Below are 19,943 nucleotides of genomic sequence, written 5' to 3' on the forward strand. Positions count from 1 at the left end.
GTGCGTTGAGGTCTTTTGTCAGGGAATGCAGCTCTAGCTCTTTGGAAGTGAGCTGTTGTTCTTTCGTCTCGAGGTTATGCGCTAGGGAATGAAGTTCTTGGCCCTGTGTCTGCAGCTCTTTTTCGAGAACGTGAAGGTCCTGCTCCCGCGCGTTGAGGTTTTGCGTTTGGGAATGCAGCTCTAGCTCTTTGGAAGTGAGCTGCTGTTCTTTCGTCTCGAGGTTATGGGCTAGGGAATGAAGTTCTTGACCCTGTGTCTGCAGCTCTTTTTCGAGAACATGAAGGTCCTGTTCCCGTGAGTTGAGGTCTTGCGTCAGGGAAAGCAGCTCTAGCTCTTTGGATTGAAGCAGTTGTTCTTTCGTCTCGAGGTTATGCGCTAGGGAATGAAGTTCTTGGCCCTGTGTCTGCAGCTCTTTTTCGAGAACGTGAAGCTCCTGCTCCCGTGAACGGAGGTCTTGCGTTTGGGAGTGCAGCTCTAGCTCTTTGGAAGTGAGCAGTTGTTCTTTCGTCTCGAGGTTATGCACTAGGGATTGAAGTTCTTGCCCTTGCGTCTGCAGCTCTTTTTCGAGAACGTGAAGGTCCTGTTCCCGTGAATGGAAGTCTAGCTCTTTAGAAGTGAGCAGTTGTTCTTTCGACTCGAGGTTATGCGCTAGGGATTGAAGTTCATGGTCTTGTGTCTGCAGCTCTTTTTCGAGAACATGAAGGTCCTGTTCCCGTGAGTTGAGGTCTTGCGTCAGGGAATGCAGCTCTAGCTCTTTGGAAGTAAGCTGTTGTTCTTTCGTCTCGAGGTTATGCGCTAAGGATTGAAGTTCTTGACCTTGTGTCTGAAGCTCTTTTTCGAGAACGTGAAGGTCCTGCTCCCGTGAGTTGAGGTCTTGTGTCAGGGAATGCAGCTCTAGCTCTTTGGAAGTGAGCTGCTGTTCTTTCGTTTGCAGGTTTTGGGCCAGGGATTGGAGTTCTTGGCCTTGAGTTTGAAGCTCTTTTTCAAGACCGTGAAGGTCCTGCTCCCGCGCGTTGAGGTTTTGCGTTTGGGAATGCAGCGCTAGCTCTTTGGAAGTGAGCTGCTGTTCTTTCGTCTCGAGGTTATGCGCTAGGGAATGAAGTTCTTGACCTTGAGTCTGCAGTTCTTTTTCGAGAACATGAAGTTCCTGCTCCCGTGAATGGAGGTTTTCCGTCAGGGATTGAAGTTCGAGTCCCTTAGCCTCGAGTTTTTGCTCAAAATCGAGCAAGCCCTGCTCCCGAGCGTTGAGGTCTTGTGCCAGGGAATGTAGCTCTAGCTCTTTGGACTGGAGCTGTTGCTCTTTCGTCTCGAGTTTTTGCTCCAGACCGAGAAGTTCCTGCTTCCTTGCATGAAGGTCTTGTGCCTGAGAGTGTATTTCCAGTCCTTGCGCTTGTAACGCTTGTTCAAGACCGAGAAGTTCCTGCTCCTGTGCTTGAAGCTCTTGTCTCTGAGAATGCAACTCCAGCTCCTTAGCCTGGAGGTCTTGCTCAGTAACAAGCAGCTCTTGTTCTTTGGTCTGCAGGTTATGTTTTAAGGATTGCAGTTCTTGGCTTTGCCCCCGCAACTCTTGCTCAAAACCGAGAAGTTCTTGCTGCCGCGCTTGAAGCTCTTGTGTCTGGGAATGCAGCTCCAGCTCCTTAGTTTGGAGCTTTTGATCTGTGGCAAGCAGCTCCTGTTCTTTCATCTGCAGGTGATCCGCTTGAGAATGTAGTTCTAACCATTGGGTCTGAAGCTCTTGTTCAAGACCGAGCAGCTTCTGTTCCCGTTTTTGTAGGTGTTGCGTCTGAGAATGCAGCTCTTGCTCCTTCGACTGGAGGTCTTGTTGGAGAGCGTGTAGATCCTGCTCGTGCGCCTGGAGACTATGCTCAAATGCGTGGAGGTTTTGCTCTCGCACCTGTAGTTCCTGTTCCCGCACCTCTCCATTTGCGCTTGCTTCTTTAAGCTGCTGTAGGGTAGAGAGTGTCTGCTCTTCCCGTGCCCGTGCGTCCGCCAACTGCTGATTCAACGATTCGATTTTGGATTGTTGCTCGTGCTGCTTCATCTGCGCACTCTCAAACTCTTCATTTGCATGATCCAAAGCTTGCTTCCAGGTAAGCTGTTGCTGCTCCAGATGCGCGATCATGTCTAAATGCTGCTGTCGTTCTTGCAGGATTTCCTCGATTTGACTCAGTTGCTGCTGATCTTGCTCGTGTAACGCTTTTTGCCATTGTGACTCTTTTTGCTCGTAGCTTTGTATACGCCGTTGGAGCAATTCAATCTGCTCGCGCAAGTTTGCTTCCTGCGCTTGATGTTTCGACATGATTTCTTCAAGCCGTGGACCTTTTCGTTGCTCTCTGATCTCAGTCTGCAAGCTTTCGATCGAACTCTTTAGTTTTGCCTCTGTTTCCTGGTGGTCGGCTATGGCATTTTCGCGTTGTTTCAAGAGATGCTCGTAGTAGTCGAGCTTGCTTTTCATTTCTTGAAGCATGTCTTGTGAATCGTTCAAGCGCTGTTTCCATTCTGCCCCTTTGCTGTCCAAATCGTGGAGGTTCTGGTTTAATTGCTCAAGCTGGTCTCTGTATGCTTCGTTTTTTTGGGATGTTTCCTCTATCAGCTTTTGTAGGTGCCACACTTCTTTCATGAGTTGGTTTGCTTTGTCTTCGTAGTAGTGTGCTTGTTTTTTTAGCAGGAGGAGCTTCTCATTTTCTTTCGGCTTGTTCGCATTGGAGATTCTCCTTTTGTACACAGTGTTGTCCTCCTTTTTCCGTCTGGCATTCCCATATAGTCATATGTACGGGGTGGGAATTGGTGCCTGTATTGTAGTGACTGTTTTCCATAGAAAAAACGGGAGAAGTGATGGTCTTCTCCCGCCTGATTGGTAATCATCTTTTTTGTTTTGCTTACGGAGAAGTGATGACAATATCTCCGAAAGTGATGCAATCGGCAACCAGCAATTGTTCGTCTGGCACAACGGTGACGGTTGCGGAGAAAATGAGGACACCGGCAGAGTTCGTGAGTGTCAGGATGATGACATCAGGCAGGCCGAGACCTGTTTCCGCCAAAGTGAGGGAGTAGGTTACGGTCTCCTGTGCCCCTGTTGCGGTAAATGTCTGAACGCCGGTACCTGTTACGACGAGACCTGTCACGATAGGAAGGATCGGCAAGACGGTAATGCAGGTCGGAGAGCTGATAGTCGTAGGCGAGAAGCTGAAGCTTTGATCGCCTGGGAGTACATCAGGCAAGACATTATCAAAGAAGTTAAAGGTAAACGAGCTGCTGGACGGATCGCAGCTTGGGCAGATATCTGCGATAAGCTGAATGGTTCCGGCCGCGAGTACGAGCGGGATACCGAGCGATACGGAAATGTTCGGTACCAATGCGTTGACGGACGCCTGGCAATCGCAGTTGCGTACTGGGAAGATTGGCGGGCATTGTGGCGGGAATGTGATCGGCGGGCAACGGAAAGATGGCGTTGGCGATGGAATTGGAATGTTGTTTGGACGCGGCGCGCAGAATTTCGCCAATACTTCCAGTTTGACTTCAGCTTCTACCTGGATTTCTACGCAGACAATGACGTCGAGTTGAACCATGCCACCGAGGAGAACGGTACCGGTCGGTGAGCACTCAAAAGCACTGATTCGGCACAAAATATTGTCCTCATCAAGTGGTTCTGGCAGGCAGAGAACGACTTCCTGATCGAATTGCACGGTTGTTGTGAATTCGCAGAGAGGTGTTCCGTCTGCAAATACACGAACCAGCACAGTGGCTCCGAACACGAAGCGAACGACCCCGACCCGAACGGTGGTTCCACCGACTGTAATGTTCTCGCGGCGAATACTGACGACTCTGCAAGTAGGACCAGGAGTAACTGGCTCAACGCAGGAGAGCGTGATATCTTGCCCTGCACGAATGGCAGCGTCTACCAGAGCTTGACAATCGTCGGGAAGGGCAATCTTGTTTCGGTAGCTGTTCGCTAATACTACCCAGTCATACACCTTGTTGACGCGAATGCACTCTTCCTGCAGGTTGTTCGATATAGGAGGAGTTGCTGTAGGCGTCGGTGTAGGGAGCTGGCGACCCATAATGGGCTTCACGTGATGTTTCACCGTAAGAATCCTTCCTTTCCTAGGGAGTTTGCTTTGCAGTTACATACTATGTGGGCAACGGGAGTTTGGCATGTTGAGCATGCGCCTATTTTTTAGGTCACTATCTTTTGTTAGAACGGAATTTGGAATTTTTGGAAGAACCAATTGTCGTCGAATTTTCTTTGGGCAGCATATCGAACACGCTGAGCGGCCGCCCCGCAAGTCAGCACATCATCCGCAATTTCACTCGCATTTGCGTAGAGTACAAGTTTTTTCGCTGCCTCAATCCGCTGCTCGTTAAAATGGCTGTACGCCATTCGAAGCATATTGTAATAAATGTGCTCATGTGCAACTGTGTAAGGGTGAACTTGCCTAAACAAATGCAAGATTTTTACGGATGGCTGTACCATACACGTATATCCAAAGAGCCACATCTTAATGGAAAACTCGATATCCTCAAATCCCCATATGCGAAAACCACGGTCAAAGCCCCCGACTTTCACAAAAGCTTCTCTGGTGACAAGGAAGCATCCCCCTGGCAATATCGCAACCGGTGCAGGGCCCATTGGTTTTGGATACCAGGTAATCTCGAGCTTCTGATTCAGATTTTGCCCATATCCAATTTTATGTGGCTCTGTCATGGAAGCGATTCCGGGAGCAACGCCATCTGCTTTTTTTGTCAGAATGAGCTCCATCATACGATCGATCCAAAAGTTTTCAAAAGACAGATGGGCATCACAAAAAATGAAGTAGTTGCCACGGGCATGATTCACGCCCAAATTTCGTGCTGCTGCAGCACCAATGCCTTCTGTCGTGATTAATTTTATTTTTTCATTTTGCCCTTGGCTTTGTAAAAAGTGACAGCCGTTATCAGTTGAGGCATCATCAACTACGATCACTTCATACGGATACGTGGTTCTTGTATTCAAAAGGGAAGTGATGGTAGAACGCACATTGTCCCCCTCATTTTTTACAGGAATGATAATGGAGATCAGGGGCATTTGTGAGGTGGGCATATAACCACTCCTTTCTGTAGCCATCGTATGCGCAAAGCGCTTCTTCGGAACAGTCATCGCCAAAAATGTTCACTTTGGACACTGGGCATTCATACAATATCGCGGACTGAAGGAAAGTGTCGTAAGGAGAGATGGGAATGGATGTTGAGGTATATTACAGTGGTCAACGTGGCGGGACCATGCCGTACGCGGCTCTGCCAGCGTTCCGTTTATTTTGCAAGCAAAATGGCTTTCAATTGAAGTGGGATTCGACGAATAAAAGAGTTGACCTGGATTCGGGGTTGAAAGGAAAAGTTTGCGTTCTTTTTACAGGCATATCTTCAGGAGGGACTGCCTATGAGTGGGAGGTATTGGGGAACGTTCAAAAATTTCTTTCTGATAGTGGGATGGAGGTTGTCTTAAGTCAAAACAATCCGTCTCTGGCGAAAAATACAGATGTCGCCATACGTTTCAGCTTGAAGGAAATGAGAGTCCTGGAAAAGCCGCGACTGATTTTCTTTCAGTCAGAGGATGAAAAGCGGCAAGATCTGATCAAGTGTTTGCGTACAGAGATGCAGCAGTCAGGAATCCCGTGTCACTATAAAGTAACCAAAAATCAAAAGCAACCATCGATCGTTCACATCCAGTTGCAACTGCCGCTTTTTACGGAAGTGAGCAAACGTAAACTGTATTCGGAAAAAATTGCGCTGCACTTAGCATCAGGGGTTTTGGAGTATTTCCAAAATGGATTGCACATTCAACCAATGGCTTTTTTGCCACCCAATATTTTAAAACTGTTTTATTCCACGATGCTCTTTACCTCTGACAAGGAAAGTCAGCAGGGAGAAGACGAAAAGCCATTGGCAGAAAAACAAAACACGATTCAGGAAAGTGACCAGCCGAGTGCTGAGGTCATTGACTTAAATAGAGATGTAAACAGTGAAAGAAACAGCGAGTCAGAAAGTGAACGGGAAGAGCTGTTGATCCTGGCAGAAGAAGAATTGCTGGAACAGGTAGTGACCATTCATCCAGTTGAAGAAGTGCCTGAACAGGTCGAATTGCGTACAACGGCCGAAGTGTATTTTGATTACACGTTGATTCACTCTGAATCAGTGGAGAAGCCGTACCTGTTGATTGGGACACTTCAGGTGAAAAATACGGGGAATGTTGAACTGAAAAATCCAATCGTTTGCCTGCGTGTCTCACCCGTCGATTCAATCAAAATGGGAGGGCAGGTATTGCCGCCGAAGCTCGTGGAAACGATGGCCGTGCAAGGTACATCGGGATTAAAAGGCTGGAGATACTTGGAAGACGATTGGTTTGCCCAAGCGATGGAGAGAGGGGAATACTGGATAGCGCCGATCCAGCCTGTAACCATTGTGCCAGAATCGACGGAATCCTTCCAAAATTTTCAGATTTCTTTTATGAAACAAGAAGCGGGGAAGGGAATCGTGGTCGAGGGTGTCGTGTTGTGCAACGATCAGACCGTACACTTTTCCGCCAATAACCGGATCGCCGTGTCTTTCTAATAGGGAAGAAAAGCCACCATTTCAGTAGAAATGATGGCTTTTCCGTTCCGCGTCTCTATTTTTTCAAGAACATTTGTACGAACGTTTTCCCGTACGGACCGCCATTTACAACAGCAATGGCAACGTAGTCGTATGTTGGACTCATGATATTGGCTTTGTGCCCGGAGGAATTCATGAACATTTGATGAGCGCTGCTTACGGAATAGTTTTGGGCAATATTTTCAGCAGCAGCAATATAGCGAATACCAAAAGTGTCCATCATTTGAAACGGTGAGCCGTAAGTGGGAGACGTGTGGCTAAAGTACCCTTTGTTTACCATATCTTGGGCTTTTACACGTGCAACGTTCTCCAACTGCATGTCCACTTGATAAGGAGCGAGTCCGTGGCTGGTGCGCTCTTGATTCACGAGCTGAACCATTTCTTTTTCCTCAGCCGTCAAACCAGCGGGTAGAGGAACTTGCGTGCCAGCACCAGGGTTTTGCGGTTGCTCAGGCTTGCTTGGTGTTACGGGAGTCGTTGGATTTGTTGGAGTAGTTGGCTTCGTATCTTGCCCGGGCTGCACTGGATTGTTCTTGTATTGCGTTTGAATGGCTGTATAAGTTTTGGCATCTGCTTCACCAGTCAACGGTTGTTTATTGCGCGACTGGAATAGCATGACGGCAAAGCGCGTAGATTCATCGTAATAACCGGAGGCAGTTACTTTGTATCCGAGGCCAGCGAGCATCTTTTGCAATTCCTTCACGTTTTCACCGCTAGCACCCAATTTCAGCGTAACGTAATCGTTGGATTCAGCAGGCTTGCCAGGCTTGGACGGTGTGCTCGGCTGTGTCGGTTGCTCTTGATTGCGTGCTTGGTACGCGCTCTTCAGTTTATCGTAAGTTGCTTTGTTTACAATTCCTGTTTGCTTGAGCTTGTATTTTTTCTGGAACGCTTTGACGTTATAAACTGTGTAGCTGTTGTATGTCTTGTCCACTACCAGCTTGTAGTCGTAATGGAGTGCATCGAGCATTTTTTCCACTTCAAGCACACGCGAGCTTTTCATTCCTTTTTTCAAAGAAGTAAAGCTAGTTTTCGCAAATGCAGGTTGTCCGATCATGGTTACGAGGACGGACAGGGAAAGGATCGTTGCCATTTTCTTCATGTTGCGATTCATCTCATCACGCCTTTCTCTGGTTTGTCGCACCACAATGGTACTAAATGTGGAACAAATGAGAAAAGCACAAAATATTGGAAAGAGGTGGAGGTGGAATGTTTGACCTCTCATGGATTGACCTAATCATTCTCGTGCTGGCAAGCTTTCGTCTCACGCATTTGATTGTTTTTGATGAGATTACGTCTTTTCTGCGAAACCCATTTTACCAGGTGTTATATGTACCTGATGAGTCGGGGCAAATGGTTCGGGACTTTCAATTTAAAGGTGGTAGGGTGCGCCAATGGATAGGCAGACTGTTGAGCTGCCATTGGTGTGTGGGAATATGGGTAGGCGCTTTGATCGTTGGGTTGTATATGTATGTGCCAGCCGCCTATCCGTTGCTGCTCCTGCTTGCCATAGCCGGAGCGGCGGCTGTCATTGAAACGAAGCTATATACGAGTTGAATGGTTAACTCCTTGAAAAAGTTCTGTACACGATCACTTCGTCATACGAAAGAGGAATAATTTCTTCGGCCATGTATCCCCCCACGATTCTTTGCTGGACTTGCGGAGTGCTCGGTACACCGACACTGGAAGAAGCGATGTCCACACGGAGTGTTGTGGCATTCGGATCGAGTGGAATTTCGAGGGCAAAGGTGGGTTTATCAACGGTGTAACTTTTTACGTTGACGCCATTCACGAGCGCAGTCAAAACTATGGGCTTCGGCAATTTTGCAGGGGAGCCAGGGACTTTGCCCTTCAGTAACAACATTTGAGCCGGTGCTGATGGATCTGATTCTACAATCGCACGCAGGACTGGAGGCGCCCACAAGTCCATCCCCCGATTCATGCTTGTAATTCTGGTTGTATTGGATGGAAAGGACTTATAGATCCTCAAGAGGTCGAGTACACCCATGCCTTTGTAGTGTGGAACGTACGATATCCAATGGCTGGGGATAGACGAATAATTTTTCGCAAGTGATCGTAATACTTCAGGTACGCCGACAGAATGCCATTGTGTAGCTGATTTGCAGGTCGTGTGGATTCGGGCGTTTCCTAAGTAGTGAGGCACATAACCGATGGGATAAAATTTGGCGATGCGCATCCACAGGTCGTAATCCATGCAAAATTGCAGCTTTTCATCTACGCCCCCCATATGCCTGAAAACGTGGGTCCTGATGAAAGCGGAAGGCTGGCAAATCACGCAGCTCTGATACAACTTCTTGGAATCAGCCTGTTCTGACGGATAGGTGGAAGATACTTGACCGTACTCGTTCATCACTTGGCAATTGCCGTGAAGCATTCCCCAGCTCGGGTTGTTCGCAAAAGCGTGAACAGCCAGCATGATGGCGCCGGGTACATAGGTGTCGTCTGAATTCAGCCAGCCAATGATTTCCCCTCTTGCCATTGCCAGACCTTTGTTAAGCGCGTGAGACTGTCCGCGATCCGGTTCGGAAATATAACGGAAGCGCGGATCTTTTTGTGCATATTCTTGCAGGATGGAGAGCGTATCGTCAGTCGAGCCTCCATCTACCACGATATGCTCAAGGTTTGCATAATCCTGGGTCAATATGCTATTTATCGTCTCACGAATAAACCGGCCTTGGTTGTAAGAGGGGGTAATGATACTCACTAATGGTTGCTGTGAGTGGGACACGAGATTCACTCCCATCTTTCCATCATAAAAAATGCATGCACTACCTTCAGACTATGAAAAAATGGAAAATCGGGTACACAAGCATCGTCGATCTTGTGCACCCGATTTCAAATTCTCCGGATATTACAGGTAGTCCGGAATGATCCCTGGATTGCGGAATATACGGAGCAACTCCGCGTGACAGTTATGGTCGATTGCGCTACCAGGAATGGCTCTTGCCACGAGGCTGATGCGACCTGCATCGTAATTGTTGATTTTGCCGGAGGGGATGGTCCGAACGGATTCAGGAAGAACTTCAAACAACGTGCCTTTCAGCATCTCCTCAATGCAAAGCACGGATGGCAACCACCAAGTCGTATCGTCCTTATAAATCCGGTTCATTTGTCCAGGAGCTCCGTTGTAGACCATGATGGATTGATTCGTATCCAAAATACAGGCAGTTTCCAACAAGAGGTGCCCGCCGGGTTTAATCACGCTTCGGCATTGCGACAATGTCCACATTGGATCGCGCAGATGATAGAGCAGACCAAGATGCTGGACGATATCAAATTGATTGTGCCGAATTTGATGGGGGAATGGCAGTGGTTCTGTAAAATCGTCCATCAGCAATACCTGTAGCCCCTCCCAAAGTTTATAAGGGCTGGTATTGTACAACGGCAAAACTTTGCTTTGCAGGATGTTCTTGCAAAACTCAAAATTCAAATAGAGTGGCTGCATACAGTCCGTAGCCACGACAAGACTTGCCCCTCTCTGCTCCGCTTCAAAAGCCCACATCCCGTCAAAACTAGCGAGATCAAGGACGCGTTTCCCCGAATATTGGATGTATTCTCGGGATTGTCTCGTCATATTCCATATACCTTCCAGAAGCGAAATCCCGGGTGTGACAATCCCGGGTCGCAGTGCGATTTTATGGTACCATCGTCGTTTGTTGATCTCATCGAGGATTTCCTGATCTGTCCAAAATCTTCCCATCGACATGTCCCCCTTCATTGCAGAGTGCTTGCCCTATACGATATGTTCGGACCATGCTGGGGGAAATGATATAAATGCATTAATTTCGTCCTATTCATGTCTAAAGTTGCTTGGTTACAAGCAGGTTTTCGGAAAAAAGGCATATGCCCGTTTCTCGTTGTCCGTCACCTACATAAAGTATGGGGAGAAAAAGGAGGTGGAAAGAGTATGCCCTTGCCCATCGTGATCATCCATCGCGGGGACGATGATTATCTCACATACAGCTTGCAGCAAGCGAAAAGAAGCAACCCCCATTCGCCCGTCTATCTGATAGGGAATGGAGGGAATAGGAGGCATGCTACGAACGGCATCCTTTACGAGATGATAGACGATTACATGCATGCTGCAGCCGACATGACGAGAGTCTATAAACATATTCATTTCATGCCCTATGAGTACAATTTGTTTTGTTTTCAGAGATGGTTTATTTTGTTGGCGTTTATGGAAAGGCATCAGATTCCGAAATGCTGTTATATCGATACGGATGTCTTGCTGTTTACCGATGTGAACCATCCGCGCTTTGGCAACTTTACGATGGAATTCGTATGGACAAATTTCGTAGATAGGCAGAAGTTGGAACTATATTGCGAGTTCATGAAATCTCATTTTGCCAATCCGATTGCATTCGCGCAAGTCGTTCAATACACCATGCAAAGAAAGGAACATGTACGATTCAATCAGCCTCTCATTACGGATATGGTGCTGGCCTTGCTATTTCTTGAGCGGTTCAAGGATTACCAAATCACGAATGGCTTGTTTCATGATGGCATAATTGATGGGAATATTCAGCAGGCTACATCAATGGAAAATTTGTACGGCTATAAGAAAGTGTACTCGATAAATGGTGTCTTGTGCTGCAAGGATAAGGCAACGGGGCGATATCTGCCGTTGTTTTCTCTTCATTTTCAAGGATACACGAAGCACTTTATGAGGTTTTTCATGGCTCCCTATCTTCCACAAGCAGGTTCTTACATTTTCGATTATATCTCCAACCGATGGATTCAGTTTTTATAGGCTTCTATCATCCCTCGTGTTATTTGACCATTTTCATTGGATCATAGAGCATCGACTGCGACAAACGCATAAGATGGTGCATACAACCACGATAAACGGATAGAGGTGGCCTGGGTGAAACTGATATTGCTATCGGGTGGTTCAGGGAAAAGGCTGTGGCCGCTCTCCAATGATGTCAGGTCCAAACAGTTCTTGAAGTTGATAGGCAATGCACATGCCCAACCAGAGGCGATGGTTCAACGAGTGTGGAGACAACTGGCCTCCCGCAATTGGTCGGAGCCTGTTTATATTTCAACAGGCCGCTCGCATGTTGATTTGCTTCAAAGCCAACTAGGTGAAGGCGTTCCTTTGATCGTGGAGCCGGAAAAAAGGGATACCTTCCCTGCCATTGCTTTAGCGGTGACCTATTTGTACTCTGCTTTGACAATGGACCCGGATGAAGTCATCACCATCATGCCTGTAGATCCATTCGTTGAGGACCGCTTCATGGACAGGATCAAGGAGTTGGAGAACGTCATCCTCAAATCAGGCGCGAATCTCGCATTAATCGGAGTGAAACCAACGTATCCATCTACCAAATACGGCTACATTGTCCCCCAGTTAGAAGCAGAATCGAATGAGGGTAAAAGGCCACATGCCTATCAAAAAGTAAAAAGCTTCAAAGAAAAGCCGTCCTTTGAGCAAGCGCAGGATTTAGTAGAAAAGAAAGCCCTGTGGAATTGTGGAATTTTTGCTTTTCGATTGGGTTATCTGATTCGCGAATTGGAGCAAAAAGGATTGCCTACTGAATACAACCGCATGCTTGAGCAATATAGCCAAATGCCTGCTATCAGCTTTGATTATGAGATCGTAGAAAAGGCAGAGAAAGTAGTCGTTCTCCCGTATGACGGAGCTTGGAAGGACTTAGGGACGTGGAATACGCTCACGGAAGAAATGAGCGCGAATGCTATCGGTAAGGTTTTGCTAGATGAGAATTGCACCAATACGCACGTTATCAACGAATTGGACATACCTATCGTGTCCATCGGTCTATCGGATATGATCGTGGCGGCGAGCCCGGATGGCATCCTCGTTTCTTCCAAGGAACAAAGCCATATGGTCAAAAATTTGGCTTTGGATTGGACAAAGCGCCCAATGTATGAAGAGCGGCGCTGGGGATGGTATCAGGTTATGCATTTTCAGAAGAATGAAGACGACTTGGAAGTATTAACGAAAAGAATCCATGTATACGCCGGGAAAAATTTGAGCTATCAGTACCACCACCACCGTAGTGAAGTATGGATCATCGTAGAGGGCTGCGGCGAGTTCATTTTGGATGATCTGCTGAGAGAGGTTGGACCAGGTGACGTTTTGCAAATCCCGGTCGGAGCCAAACATGCAATCAAAGCTACGACCGAGCTGGAATTCATCGAGGTACAGATGGGCAGTCAGCTGGTAGAAGAAGATATCGTTCGACTTGGGATGACGTGGTCAGCGATTCTGGAGCAGATAAGGAAGCACGGTGATCGCAATGATTGAACCTGCGTTCTGGCGAGACAAAAAAGTGTTGATCACAGGTCATACAGGCTTCAAAGGCGCATGGCTGTGCTTATGGCTGCATGACTTGGGGGCGAAGGTAACAGGGTATGCGCTTTCGCCTCCAACAAACCCGAGTATTTTTGAGTGTGCCCAAATCAGCTCATTGGTTGATTCCATCATTGATGATGTCAGATCAAAGGAAAGTGTTCAAAAAGCGATCAACCAAGCAGAACCAGATATTATCTTTCACATGGCTGCTCAGCCGTTGGTGCGCCTGTCGTATCAATACCCGGCGGAAACCTACGAAATCAACGTCATGGGTACGGTGAATGTACTCGAAGCGGCGAGAGTGGCTGTTCAGAATGGAATGAAAATCAAAGCGATCATTAATGTTACGACGGATAAGGTTTACGAAAATCGGGAGTGGGTGTGGGGATACCGTGAGCAGGATGTGTTGGGTGGCTATGACCCGTATTCCAACAGCAAGGCATGCTCGGAGCAAGTGACTGCCTCCTATCGCAATGCTTTCTTTCATCCCGACCAGTATGACCAGCATGGCGTAGCCGTTGCTTCAGCACGAGCAGGCAATGTAATCGGCGGCGGTGATTGGGCTCTTGATCGCTTGATACCGGATTGCCTTCGTGCCTTGATAAAGGGAGAGACAATCACTATCCGAAATCCAAAAGCAATCCGGCCGTGGCAGCATGTCCTGGAGCCCTTGAAGGGGTACTTGATGCTCGCTGAAAAAATGTGGGCGAATGGCAAGGATTACTCTCAGAGCTGGAATTTTGGTCCGAATGAGGAAGATGCCAGATCGGTAGAGTGGATCGTCCATCAATTGTGTGAGCGATGGGGGGCTGGTGCCTGCTTTGAGTCAGAGCGAACCGATCCACAATGGCACGAAGCCCAATATTTAAAGCTGGACTGTTCCAAAGCCAAAAGCGTAATCGGTTGGAAGCCCAACTGGTCGCTCGAACAGACCTTGGACAGTATCATTTCTTGGCAGAAGGCTTATCAGCAAAAGCAAGACGTAGGAGAAATTTGTTTGGCCCAAATCGCAGCGTATACAAATAAGGCCCAATGAACAACAGAGGAAGGAGGGCAGCCAATGAAAGTCGTCATCCTGGCAGGAGGGTATGGTACGCGAATTGGAGAAGAAACCCATCTTCGTCCGAAGCCGCTCATTGAGATCGGTGATTGGCCCATCATTTGTCATATCATGTCCATTTATTCCAAGTACGGTTTCCATGATTTCATCATCTGTCTCGGGTACAAAGGCTATATGATCAAGGAGTACTTTGCGCACTACTTCCTCCATCATTCTGATGTGACGTTTGATTTTCGTAATGACAATCAGGTCACTTTTCACAACCACAATGCTGCTCCGTGGCGAGTCACATTGATTGATACGGGGAAAGACACAGGGACAGGTGGAAGGGTGAAGCGCATTCAGAAGTATGTGGGAGAAGAAACATTCATGCTGACGTATGGAGATGGCTTATCCGACATCGATATTGAACAGTTGGTAAATTTTCATCGTACGCATAAAAAACTCGCAACGATCACCACGACTCAACCGCCAGGCAGATTCGGAGCATTGGATATTGCGGAAGGGAATACCGTAACAGGATTCCAGGAGAAGCCAAAGGGGGACGGCGGGTGGATCAATGCTGGTTTTTTTGTCATGGAGCCGGGTGTATTTGATTATATTGCGGGTGATGAGACGGTCTTGGAAAAAGAGCCGTTGGAGGGATTGACCAAGGCGAATCAACTGATGGCCTTCAAGCATACCGGTTTTTGGCAGCCAATGGATACGCTTCGAGATAAAAACTACTTGGAAAAACTGTGGAAATCCGGAAAGGCAGCATGGGCAACCAGCCGAATATAAGGAGGAAGCAGGAGTGGGCGGATTAAACGAGAACAGTGAAGAAGTTTTTTCTCCGATCGGATACGGGGACATAACGATCGATTGTGGAGCGAATTATGGGGTCATTTCACAAAAAATGGCGGATAAAGGCGCCCTCGTCTTTGCTTTTGAACCGAATCCATACGTATTTGAGGAATTGAAAAAAAGGGTTGGTTCCTATCCCAATGTCGTATGTATAAACAAAGCGGTATGGCATAAAAACGACAAGCTGCGCTTGCATTTGCATGATCTTTACCATACCGATCCGGCAGGGTCTGCGTATGCCTCTTCTCTTTTGACGAATCATCCTGTTACGAATCCCGATAAGTATGTAGAGGTTGAAGTAATCGATTTGACACAGTTCATCCAGATGCTCAATCGGCCGATCAAATTAATCAAAATAGATATCGAGGGAGCAGAATTTGAACTGTTGGAAAAAATCGTAGAACAAAATTTACACCTGCAAGTAGAAAAAATCGTTGTAGAAAATCATGAATGGCTGATCGAAGGCTTGAAAGCGAAAGCCGATCACTTTCGGAGGGTCATGCAAGAAAAACAAATTCACAACATCGACTTGAACTGGATATAAGAAGAGTGCATAGCAGGTGAAGGGGAGAGATCCCAAATGAAGATACTTGTGACCGGCGCGACAGGCTTTCTCGGAAGCCAGCTCGTAAAAGCGCTGCTATTGGACGGACATACCCTCATCCTTTTAAAAAGGAGCACTTCCGATTGCTCGCGTATCCAGGACATACTGCCTGATTTGATTACGTATGATACAGATCGCGGTCAATGGGAAGCTCCTTTTTTCAAGCAGGGGAAAATCGATGCGATCATCCATACGGCAACCTGTTATGGACGCAACTACGAGAGCAATGCCACAATGGTAGATGCCAATGTGACCTTTCCGCTTAAACTGCTGGATATGGCTATGCGCATTGGTACCCCTGTTTTTCTAAATACAGATACGTTTTCCAGTGCGCCCACCCGATTATCCAATCATCTACAACCATATAATTTGACGAAGCGTCAATTTCGAGAATGGGGAAAATGCTTAGCAGATACATCTTCCTTGCAATTCATCAACGTCCGGCTGGAGCATGTGTATGGTCCTTATGACAATACGAATAAGTTTGTCCCTTCTGTCATCAAAAGCTGTCTCGAAAATCAACCAGAACTAAGGCTAACAGAAGGAAAGCAAGCCAGGGACTTTATTTATGTGGAGGATGTCGTTTCTGCCTACCGCGTGCTTTTGGCCCATGCTGCCCGTCTACCCGCAGGCTTTACGGAATACCAGGTAGGGACAGGTACTGCTACCTCGATCCGGGAGTTTGTAGAACTGGTTCATCAGATGACGCATTCTAGGACAGTCCTGAAGTTCGGATCGATTACGTATTCAGATAGGGAAATCATGCATTCACAAGCAGATACCCGATCGCTGCAAGCACTAGAGTGGAAACATCGAGTGAAGCTGGAGGATGGATTGAGAAAGGTAATGGCCACTTTCAAATAGCAACGCAACAAAAAACATGGCGAGCCAACAGCCATGTTTTTATTATGTGCGCTTAATCGAGGAAAGTCTTGTTTGTGCAGAAAAGATCAGCGTGGAAAGGTTTCATTTCGTCTAATAAATGGTTGTAGTTCTTCACTTTTACCACCGTATTGTCCCGCTTGAAAATATAAATATGGGTAAACAATTTCTCCAGCAGTGTGTATAGCACGAGTGGATGTCTGCCGAAGTTTTCCCTGATGCTTTCTGGGTTGAATTCAATGATTACATCCGGGTCCCACTGCTTAAGCGTTCGCATGGCACTTTCCAAGACGACGACCTCCGAGCCTTCCACGTCAATTTTAATGAGGTCGATGCGCGAGATCATATTTTGCTCTACCCAGTCATCCAGCCTGACACATGATATGAATTGCGTGGATTTCCCCACGTCTTCTGGCTCATGCGGGATATAAGACCATCCGCCTCCACGTGGATCGTCATTAAAATGAATGTTCCCGTTGCGGTCCGCTATTCCGAGCTGAAGTGGCTCGACATTGGTGATGTGATTCTCGGCCAGGTTCCGCAGGAGATAAGGATAATTGGCATCGGAGGGTTCGAATGCGTACACCCTGCCTAGAGGTGCGAGATAGCTCAGGGCGAGCGAGATCGGACCGATGTTTGCTCCGATGTCTAGGCAAACATGGTCAGGTTGTACGATTTTTTTCAGAGGAAGGATAACGTAGTCTTCATAATATCCTTTGTAATACTCCATAAAGTACAGGACGCTTTGATCGGAGTCGTCCCCATAGACGGTAAAGGTTCGATTGTCAAACGGCAGGTGAAAGTCAACTTTCTTCATCGAATTTGTTGCTCCTTCAAGTGGATTGTAGATCATGATGATGTCATTTCCTACGACAAATAGGAGGTCAGGACGAAGAGAATGAACGAATTCTCGTAGTTCCTGGATAGTGGGATAATCTTTCAACAATGGATTGGGACCAATAAAGCAGCGAGCATCATCAATCAAAATGACGTGATTTTGAACAGAATGCTGCAGAATGGCAGCTAACTCATGCAAGATAGGGGTGTCCAGGTCTCCCTTGGCTGCCTCCGTTGAGCGCGGGATGTAATGACCGTCCAGCCAAAACAGGCAGGGTGTTGTAACAGAGTGCATCAGGTTGGTCAATACTTCTCCACTGTCACCGTGGAGGATATGGATGTGGCTGTCACCTGAGAATCTCTCTTTTGCCGCTATAAACAATGCTTCATCCAGCTCAATGGAAACGAGCAGGTCGAAATGGTTTTTCATCGCTTCCAACATGTCGCCCTTAAACGTGCCTGTCTCGATCAAGGTGCGGATGCCCATCGTTTTCGCTATATGCTTGATCTTCGACTTTTTCAAATCGTTTGTCGGTGCTTCCAACAGCCAAAAATCCCAAGTCTCTTGTTCTGTTAACGGAAACGGGATTCGGCGCTCCTTCCTCCACGTCTCCCGAATTTGCTGCATGCGAGACATACAAAGATGACCTCCTTTCAATGACATTAGCGTGCGACGGAAGAAAAGACAGCCAATGTTTCGCGTGCGCATTTCTCCCACGAAAAATGCTTGGCTTGATGGATGCCTTTGGCAACCAGGTCTGCTCTTGCCTCAGGTGTCAAATAAAGATGGGCGAGCTTCACCGCGATATCATCGGAAATATTCGGATCGAAGGTGAGAGCAGCGTCACCCACCACCTCAGGAATGCTCCCTGCATTGGAGCATACGATGGGAATGTTGGACTTCATGGCCTCTACCAGCGGAATGCCAAAGCCTTCGAAGAGGGAAGGGAAGCAAAGGAACTGAGCATTCCGATACAAGTAAGGCATCTCTTCCTGCGGTACGTAATGGAGCCATTTGACTTGGTCCCACAGCTGGTTATTTGTGATGTAATTCATGACGTTTTGATGGGCCTCTTGAGCAAAACCGGTGAAAACCATGGGAATTCGTATTTGGTGTTTATCCCGCAAAGTGACAAGTGCTTTGAATACATTCAGGTGATTTTTGTGGTGCCATGTATTCGCAGGGAAAAAGCCGTATTCGCTGGGCAACTTATACTTTTGTATGACCTGTTGGTTGAGTGCCTCATTATGCGGCAAGGAAAATTCCCGCGAGGCATCCAGGTGGATTGCGTGTACTTTATGCGGAGGAAGCCCGAATTTTTGGAGGATCGTTTGCTTGGAAAACTCCGACAGCGTCAGCACGGCACTGCAACGCTCTGCAGACGATTTGTAGTTGTCCAGTCGCCAGCGTAAGGAATGAGCATCGAAAAACTCCGGGTAATACTCGTGCTGGATATCTGGAATGTTGATCACAGAAGGGATTGTGACATCGGTTGGATTTAAGACGAGCAGCGGACAAAACCACAAATTCAACTGCAGGGAGTTAATCCAGTAATGAAGCATTGCGTGTGCATTACCATGGTCGGGGACCATGAATTTGCGAACATTTTTTTGCGCCTCGAAGGTATGGAAGTTGTGTGAGGATAAAAAAAGAAACCACTGATGACCGTCCCCAGCATTCATCGAGTAGGCCAGCAAGTTCCTGACATACTGTTCCATCCCGCCGATTTTGCCAGGAATCACTGACATCAGGTTTATTCCGACTCTCATGTTGGGATCCTCCCTTGCACGTGAGGATGTGCCATGTACCATGCGATCGTTTTCTCCAATCCAGCGAGTAAAGACGTTTGAGCCACGAAGCCGAACCGTTCTTTTGCTTTGGTTATATCTAAAAGGCGGCGCGGTTGTCCGTCTGGCTTGGTATTATCCCATTCGATCTCTCCCTGGAAGCCGCTTAGCTGTTTAATTGTTTCTGCTAAGCTTTTGATGGAGATTTCATGACCAGAACCGATATTGACCGGTTCAGATTGATCATAGCTCACAGTTGCAGCGATAATCGCCTGTGCAGCATCTTCGACATATATGAACTCGCGTGTGACGCTGCCTGTTCCCCAGAGAACGATCTTCTTCTCGTCATTGCGAATTGCATCCACACATTTTCGAATGATGGCAGGGATGACGTGTGAGGTTTCCAAATCAAAATTGTCGCCCGGGCCATACAAATTGACAGGAAGCAAATAAATGGAATTGAACCCGTATTGCTCGCGATAGGCTTGCGATTGCACCAGCATCATTTTCTTGGCTAAGCCATACGGAGCATTGGTTTCTTCAGGATAGCCATTCCATATATCTTCTTCCTTAAACGGTACGGGCGCATGTTTCGGATAGGAGCAAATGGTTCCGATGGCTACGAATTTTTCAATACCGAATAAGCGGGATTGCTCCATGAGCTGAGTCCCCATGATCAAATTATCGTAAAAGTATTTACCGGGATTTTTTTGATTCGCGCCAATTCCGCCGACCACGGCAGCCAAGTGAAGAATGATATCGGGACGGAAATCTTGCAACATCCTATTCACATCATGTTCTTTGCGAAGATCGTATTCATGGCTTCTAGGGATGAAGATGTCCGTACAGTCCAGCTTGCGCAATTGATGAACGACGTGGCTTCCTAGAAATCCTGATCCACCAGTCACCACAATCCGTTTTTTCGCCAGATTCAATTCGTGTCAACCTGCCTTTCTCGTCCG

At 47.3% G+C, this 19,943-nt stretch carries 17 protein-coding genes; 8 read left to right on the plus strand and 9 right to left on the minus strand.

Annotated elements, in window-relative coordinates:
• The 3 genes from KB186_RS25585 to KB186_RS25595 form a co-directional block, all read right to left on the minus strand.
• The coding region (locus tag KB186_RS25585) for a coiled-coil domain-containing protein (protein ID WP_483298228.1) at positions 1–2,725 on the minus strand (2,725 nt) is incomplete at its 3' end.
• Between the two features lie 154 nt (positions 2,726–2,879).
• Positions 2,880–4,085: a BMQ_0737 family morphogenetic spore coat protein gene (locus tag KB186_RS25590; protein WP_173608560.1), complete on the minus strand. Its 1,206-nt coding sequence runs from the start codon at positions 4,083–4,085 to the stop codon at positions 2,880–2,882.
• Between the two features lie 110 nt (positions 4,086–4,195).
• Entirely contained in the window at positions 4,196–5,080 is an 885-nt protein-coding gene (locus tag KB186_RS25595) for a glycosyltransferase family 2 protein (RefSeq protein WP_232774648.1), read from the minus strand.
• 137 nt (positions 5,081–5,217) lie between these two features.
• Between KB186_RS25595 and KB186_RS25600 the strand changes: the two genes are divergently transcribed.
• Positions 5,218–6,588, plus strand: a complete 1,371-nt coding sequence (locus KB186_RS25600) for a hypothetical protein (RefSeq protein ID WP_232774649.1) — start codon at positions 5,218–5,220, stop codon at positions 6,586–6,588.
• Between the two features lie 55 nt (positions 6,589–6,643).
• On the opposite strand, the gene KB186_RS25605 is transcribed toward KB186_RS25600, so the two are convergent.
• Positions 6,644–7,741 carry a peptidoglycan-binding protein gene (locus tag KB186_RS25605; RefSeq protein WP_221869230.1) on the minus strand — a complete coding sequence of 366 codons (1,098 nt, stop codon included), beginning with the start codon at positions 7,739–7,741 and terminating at the stop codon, positions 6,644–6,646.
• 95 nt (positions 7,742–7,836) lie between these two features.
• Here KB186_RS25605 and KB186_RS25610 point away from each other — a divergent pair, with 95 nt between their 5' ends.
• Positions 7,837–8,184 carry a DUF1360 domain-containing protein gene (locus KB186_RS25610; protein ID WP_137029958.1) on the plus strand — a complete coding sequence of 116 codons (348 nt, stop codon included), beginning with the start codon at positions 7,837–7,839 and terminating at the stop codon, positions 8,182–8,184.
• A gap of 4 nt (positions 8,185–8,188) precedes the next feature.
• Here the strand turns inward: KB186_RS25610 and KB186_RS25615 are convergent, their stop codons facing one another.
• The gene (locus KB186_RS25615; RefSeq protein WP_173608556.1) at positions 8,189–9,376 is read right to left on the minus strand and encodes a glycosyltransferase family 2 protein; all 1,188 of its coding nucleotides are present in this window, start codon (positions 9,374–9,376) and stop codon (positions 8,189–8,191) included.
• 123 nt (positions 9,377–9,499) lie between these two features.
• Positions 9,500–10,348, minus strand: coding sequence for a DUF1698 domain-containing protein (locus tag KB186_RS25620; RefSeq protein ID WP_173608555.1), 849 nt, complete (start codon positions 10,346–10,348; stop codon positions 9,500–9,502).
• A gap of 207 nt (positions 10,349–10,555) precedes the next feature.
• On the opposite strand from KB186_RS25620, the gene KB186_RS25625 reads away from it, so the two are divergent.
• From KB186_RS25625 to KB186_RS25650, 6 genes are all read left to right on the plus strand, one after another.
• Positions 10,556–11,401 carry a hypothetical protein gene (locus KB186_RS25625; RefSeq protein ID WP_173608554.1) on the plus strand — a complete coding sequence of 282 codons (846 nt, stop codon included), beginning with the start codon at positions 10,556–10,558 and terminating at the stop codon, positions 11,399–11,401.
• A gap of 114 nt (positions 11,402–11,515) precedes the next feature.
• On the plus strand, positions 11,516–12,919 hold the full coding sequence (locus KB186_RS25630; protein ID WP_232774650.1) for a sugar phosphate nucleotidyltransferase: 1,404 nt from the start codon (positions 11,516–11,518) through the stop codon (positions 12,917–12,919).
• On the plus strand, positions 12,912–14,003 hold the full coding sequence (gene rfbG, locus KB186_RS25635) for a CDP-glucose 4,6-dehydratase (protein WP_232774668.1): 1,092 nt from the start codon (positions 12,912–12,914) through the stop codon (positions 14,001–14,003). Before KB186_RS25630 ends, rfbG begins: the two co-directional genes overlap by 8 nt.
• A gap of 24 nt (positions 14,004–14,027) precedes the next feature.
• Positions 14,028–14,807, plus strand: coding sequence for a glucose-1-phosphate cytidylyltransferase (gene rfbF, locus KB186_RS25640; RefSeq protein ID WP_173608552.1), 780 nt, complete (start codon positions 14,028–14,030; stop codon positions 14,805–14,807).
• 13 nt (positions 14,808–14,820) lie between these two features.
• On the plus strand, positions 14,821–15,414 hold the full coding sequence (locus KB186_RS25645) for an FkbM family methyltransferase (protein WP_173608551.1): 594 nt from the start codon (positions 14,821–14,823) through the stop codon (positions 15,412–15,414).
• 36 nt (positions 15,415–15,450) lie between these two features.
• Entirely contained in the window at positions 15,451–16,338 is an 888-nt protein-coding gene (locus KB186_RS25650) for an NAD-dependent epimerase/dehydratase family protein (RefSeq protein ID WP_232774651.1), read from the plus strand.
• 52 nt (positions 16,339–16,390) lie between these two features.
• Here the strand turns inward: KB186_RS25650 and KB186_RS25655 are convergent, their stop codons facing one another.
• From KB186_RS25655 to KB186_RS25665, 3 genes are read right to left on the minus strand one after another with little or no spacing between them, the layout of a single operon-like run.
• Positions 16,391–17,830: an FkbM family methyltransferase gene (locus KB186_RS25655; protein ID WP_173608549.1), complete on the minus strand. Its 1,440-nt coding sequence runs from the start codon at positions 17,828–17,830 to the stop codon at positions 16,391–16,393.
• Positions 17,831–17,856: 26 nt separating this feature from the next.
• Positions 17,857–18,963: a glycosyltransferase family 4 protein gene (locus KB186_RS25660; protein WP_173608548.1), complete on the minus strand. Its 1,107-nt coding sequence runs from the start codon at positions 18,961–18,963 to the stop codon at positions 17,857–17,859.
• Positions 18,960–19,916: a GDP-L-fucose synthase family protein gene (locus KB186_RS25665; protein ID WP_173608547.1), complete on the minus strand. Its 957-nt coding sequence runs from the start codon at positions 19,914–19,916 to the stop codon at positions 18,960–18,962. Before KB186_RS25665 ends, KB186_RS25660 begins: the two co-directional genes overlap by 4 nt.
• Between the last annotated feature and the right edge of the window lie 27 nt (positions 19,917–19,943).

Origin of the sequence: Brevibacillus sp. AF8 (assembly GCF_021270385.1) — a bacterium.
Classification (GTDB): Bacteria; Bacillota; Bacilli; order Brevibacillales; family Brevibacillaceae; genus Brevibacillus.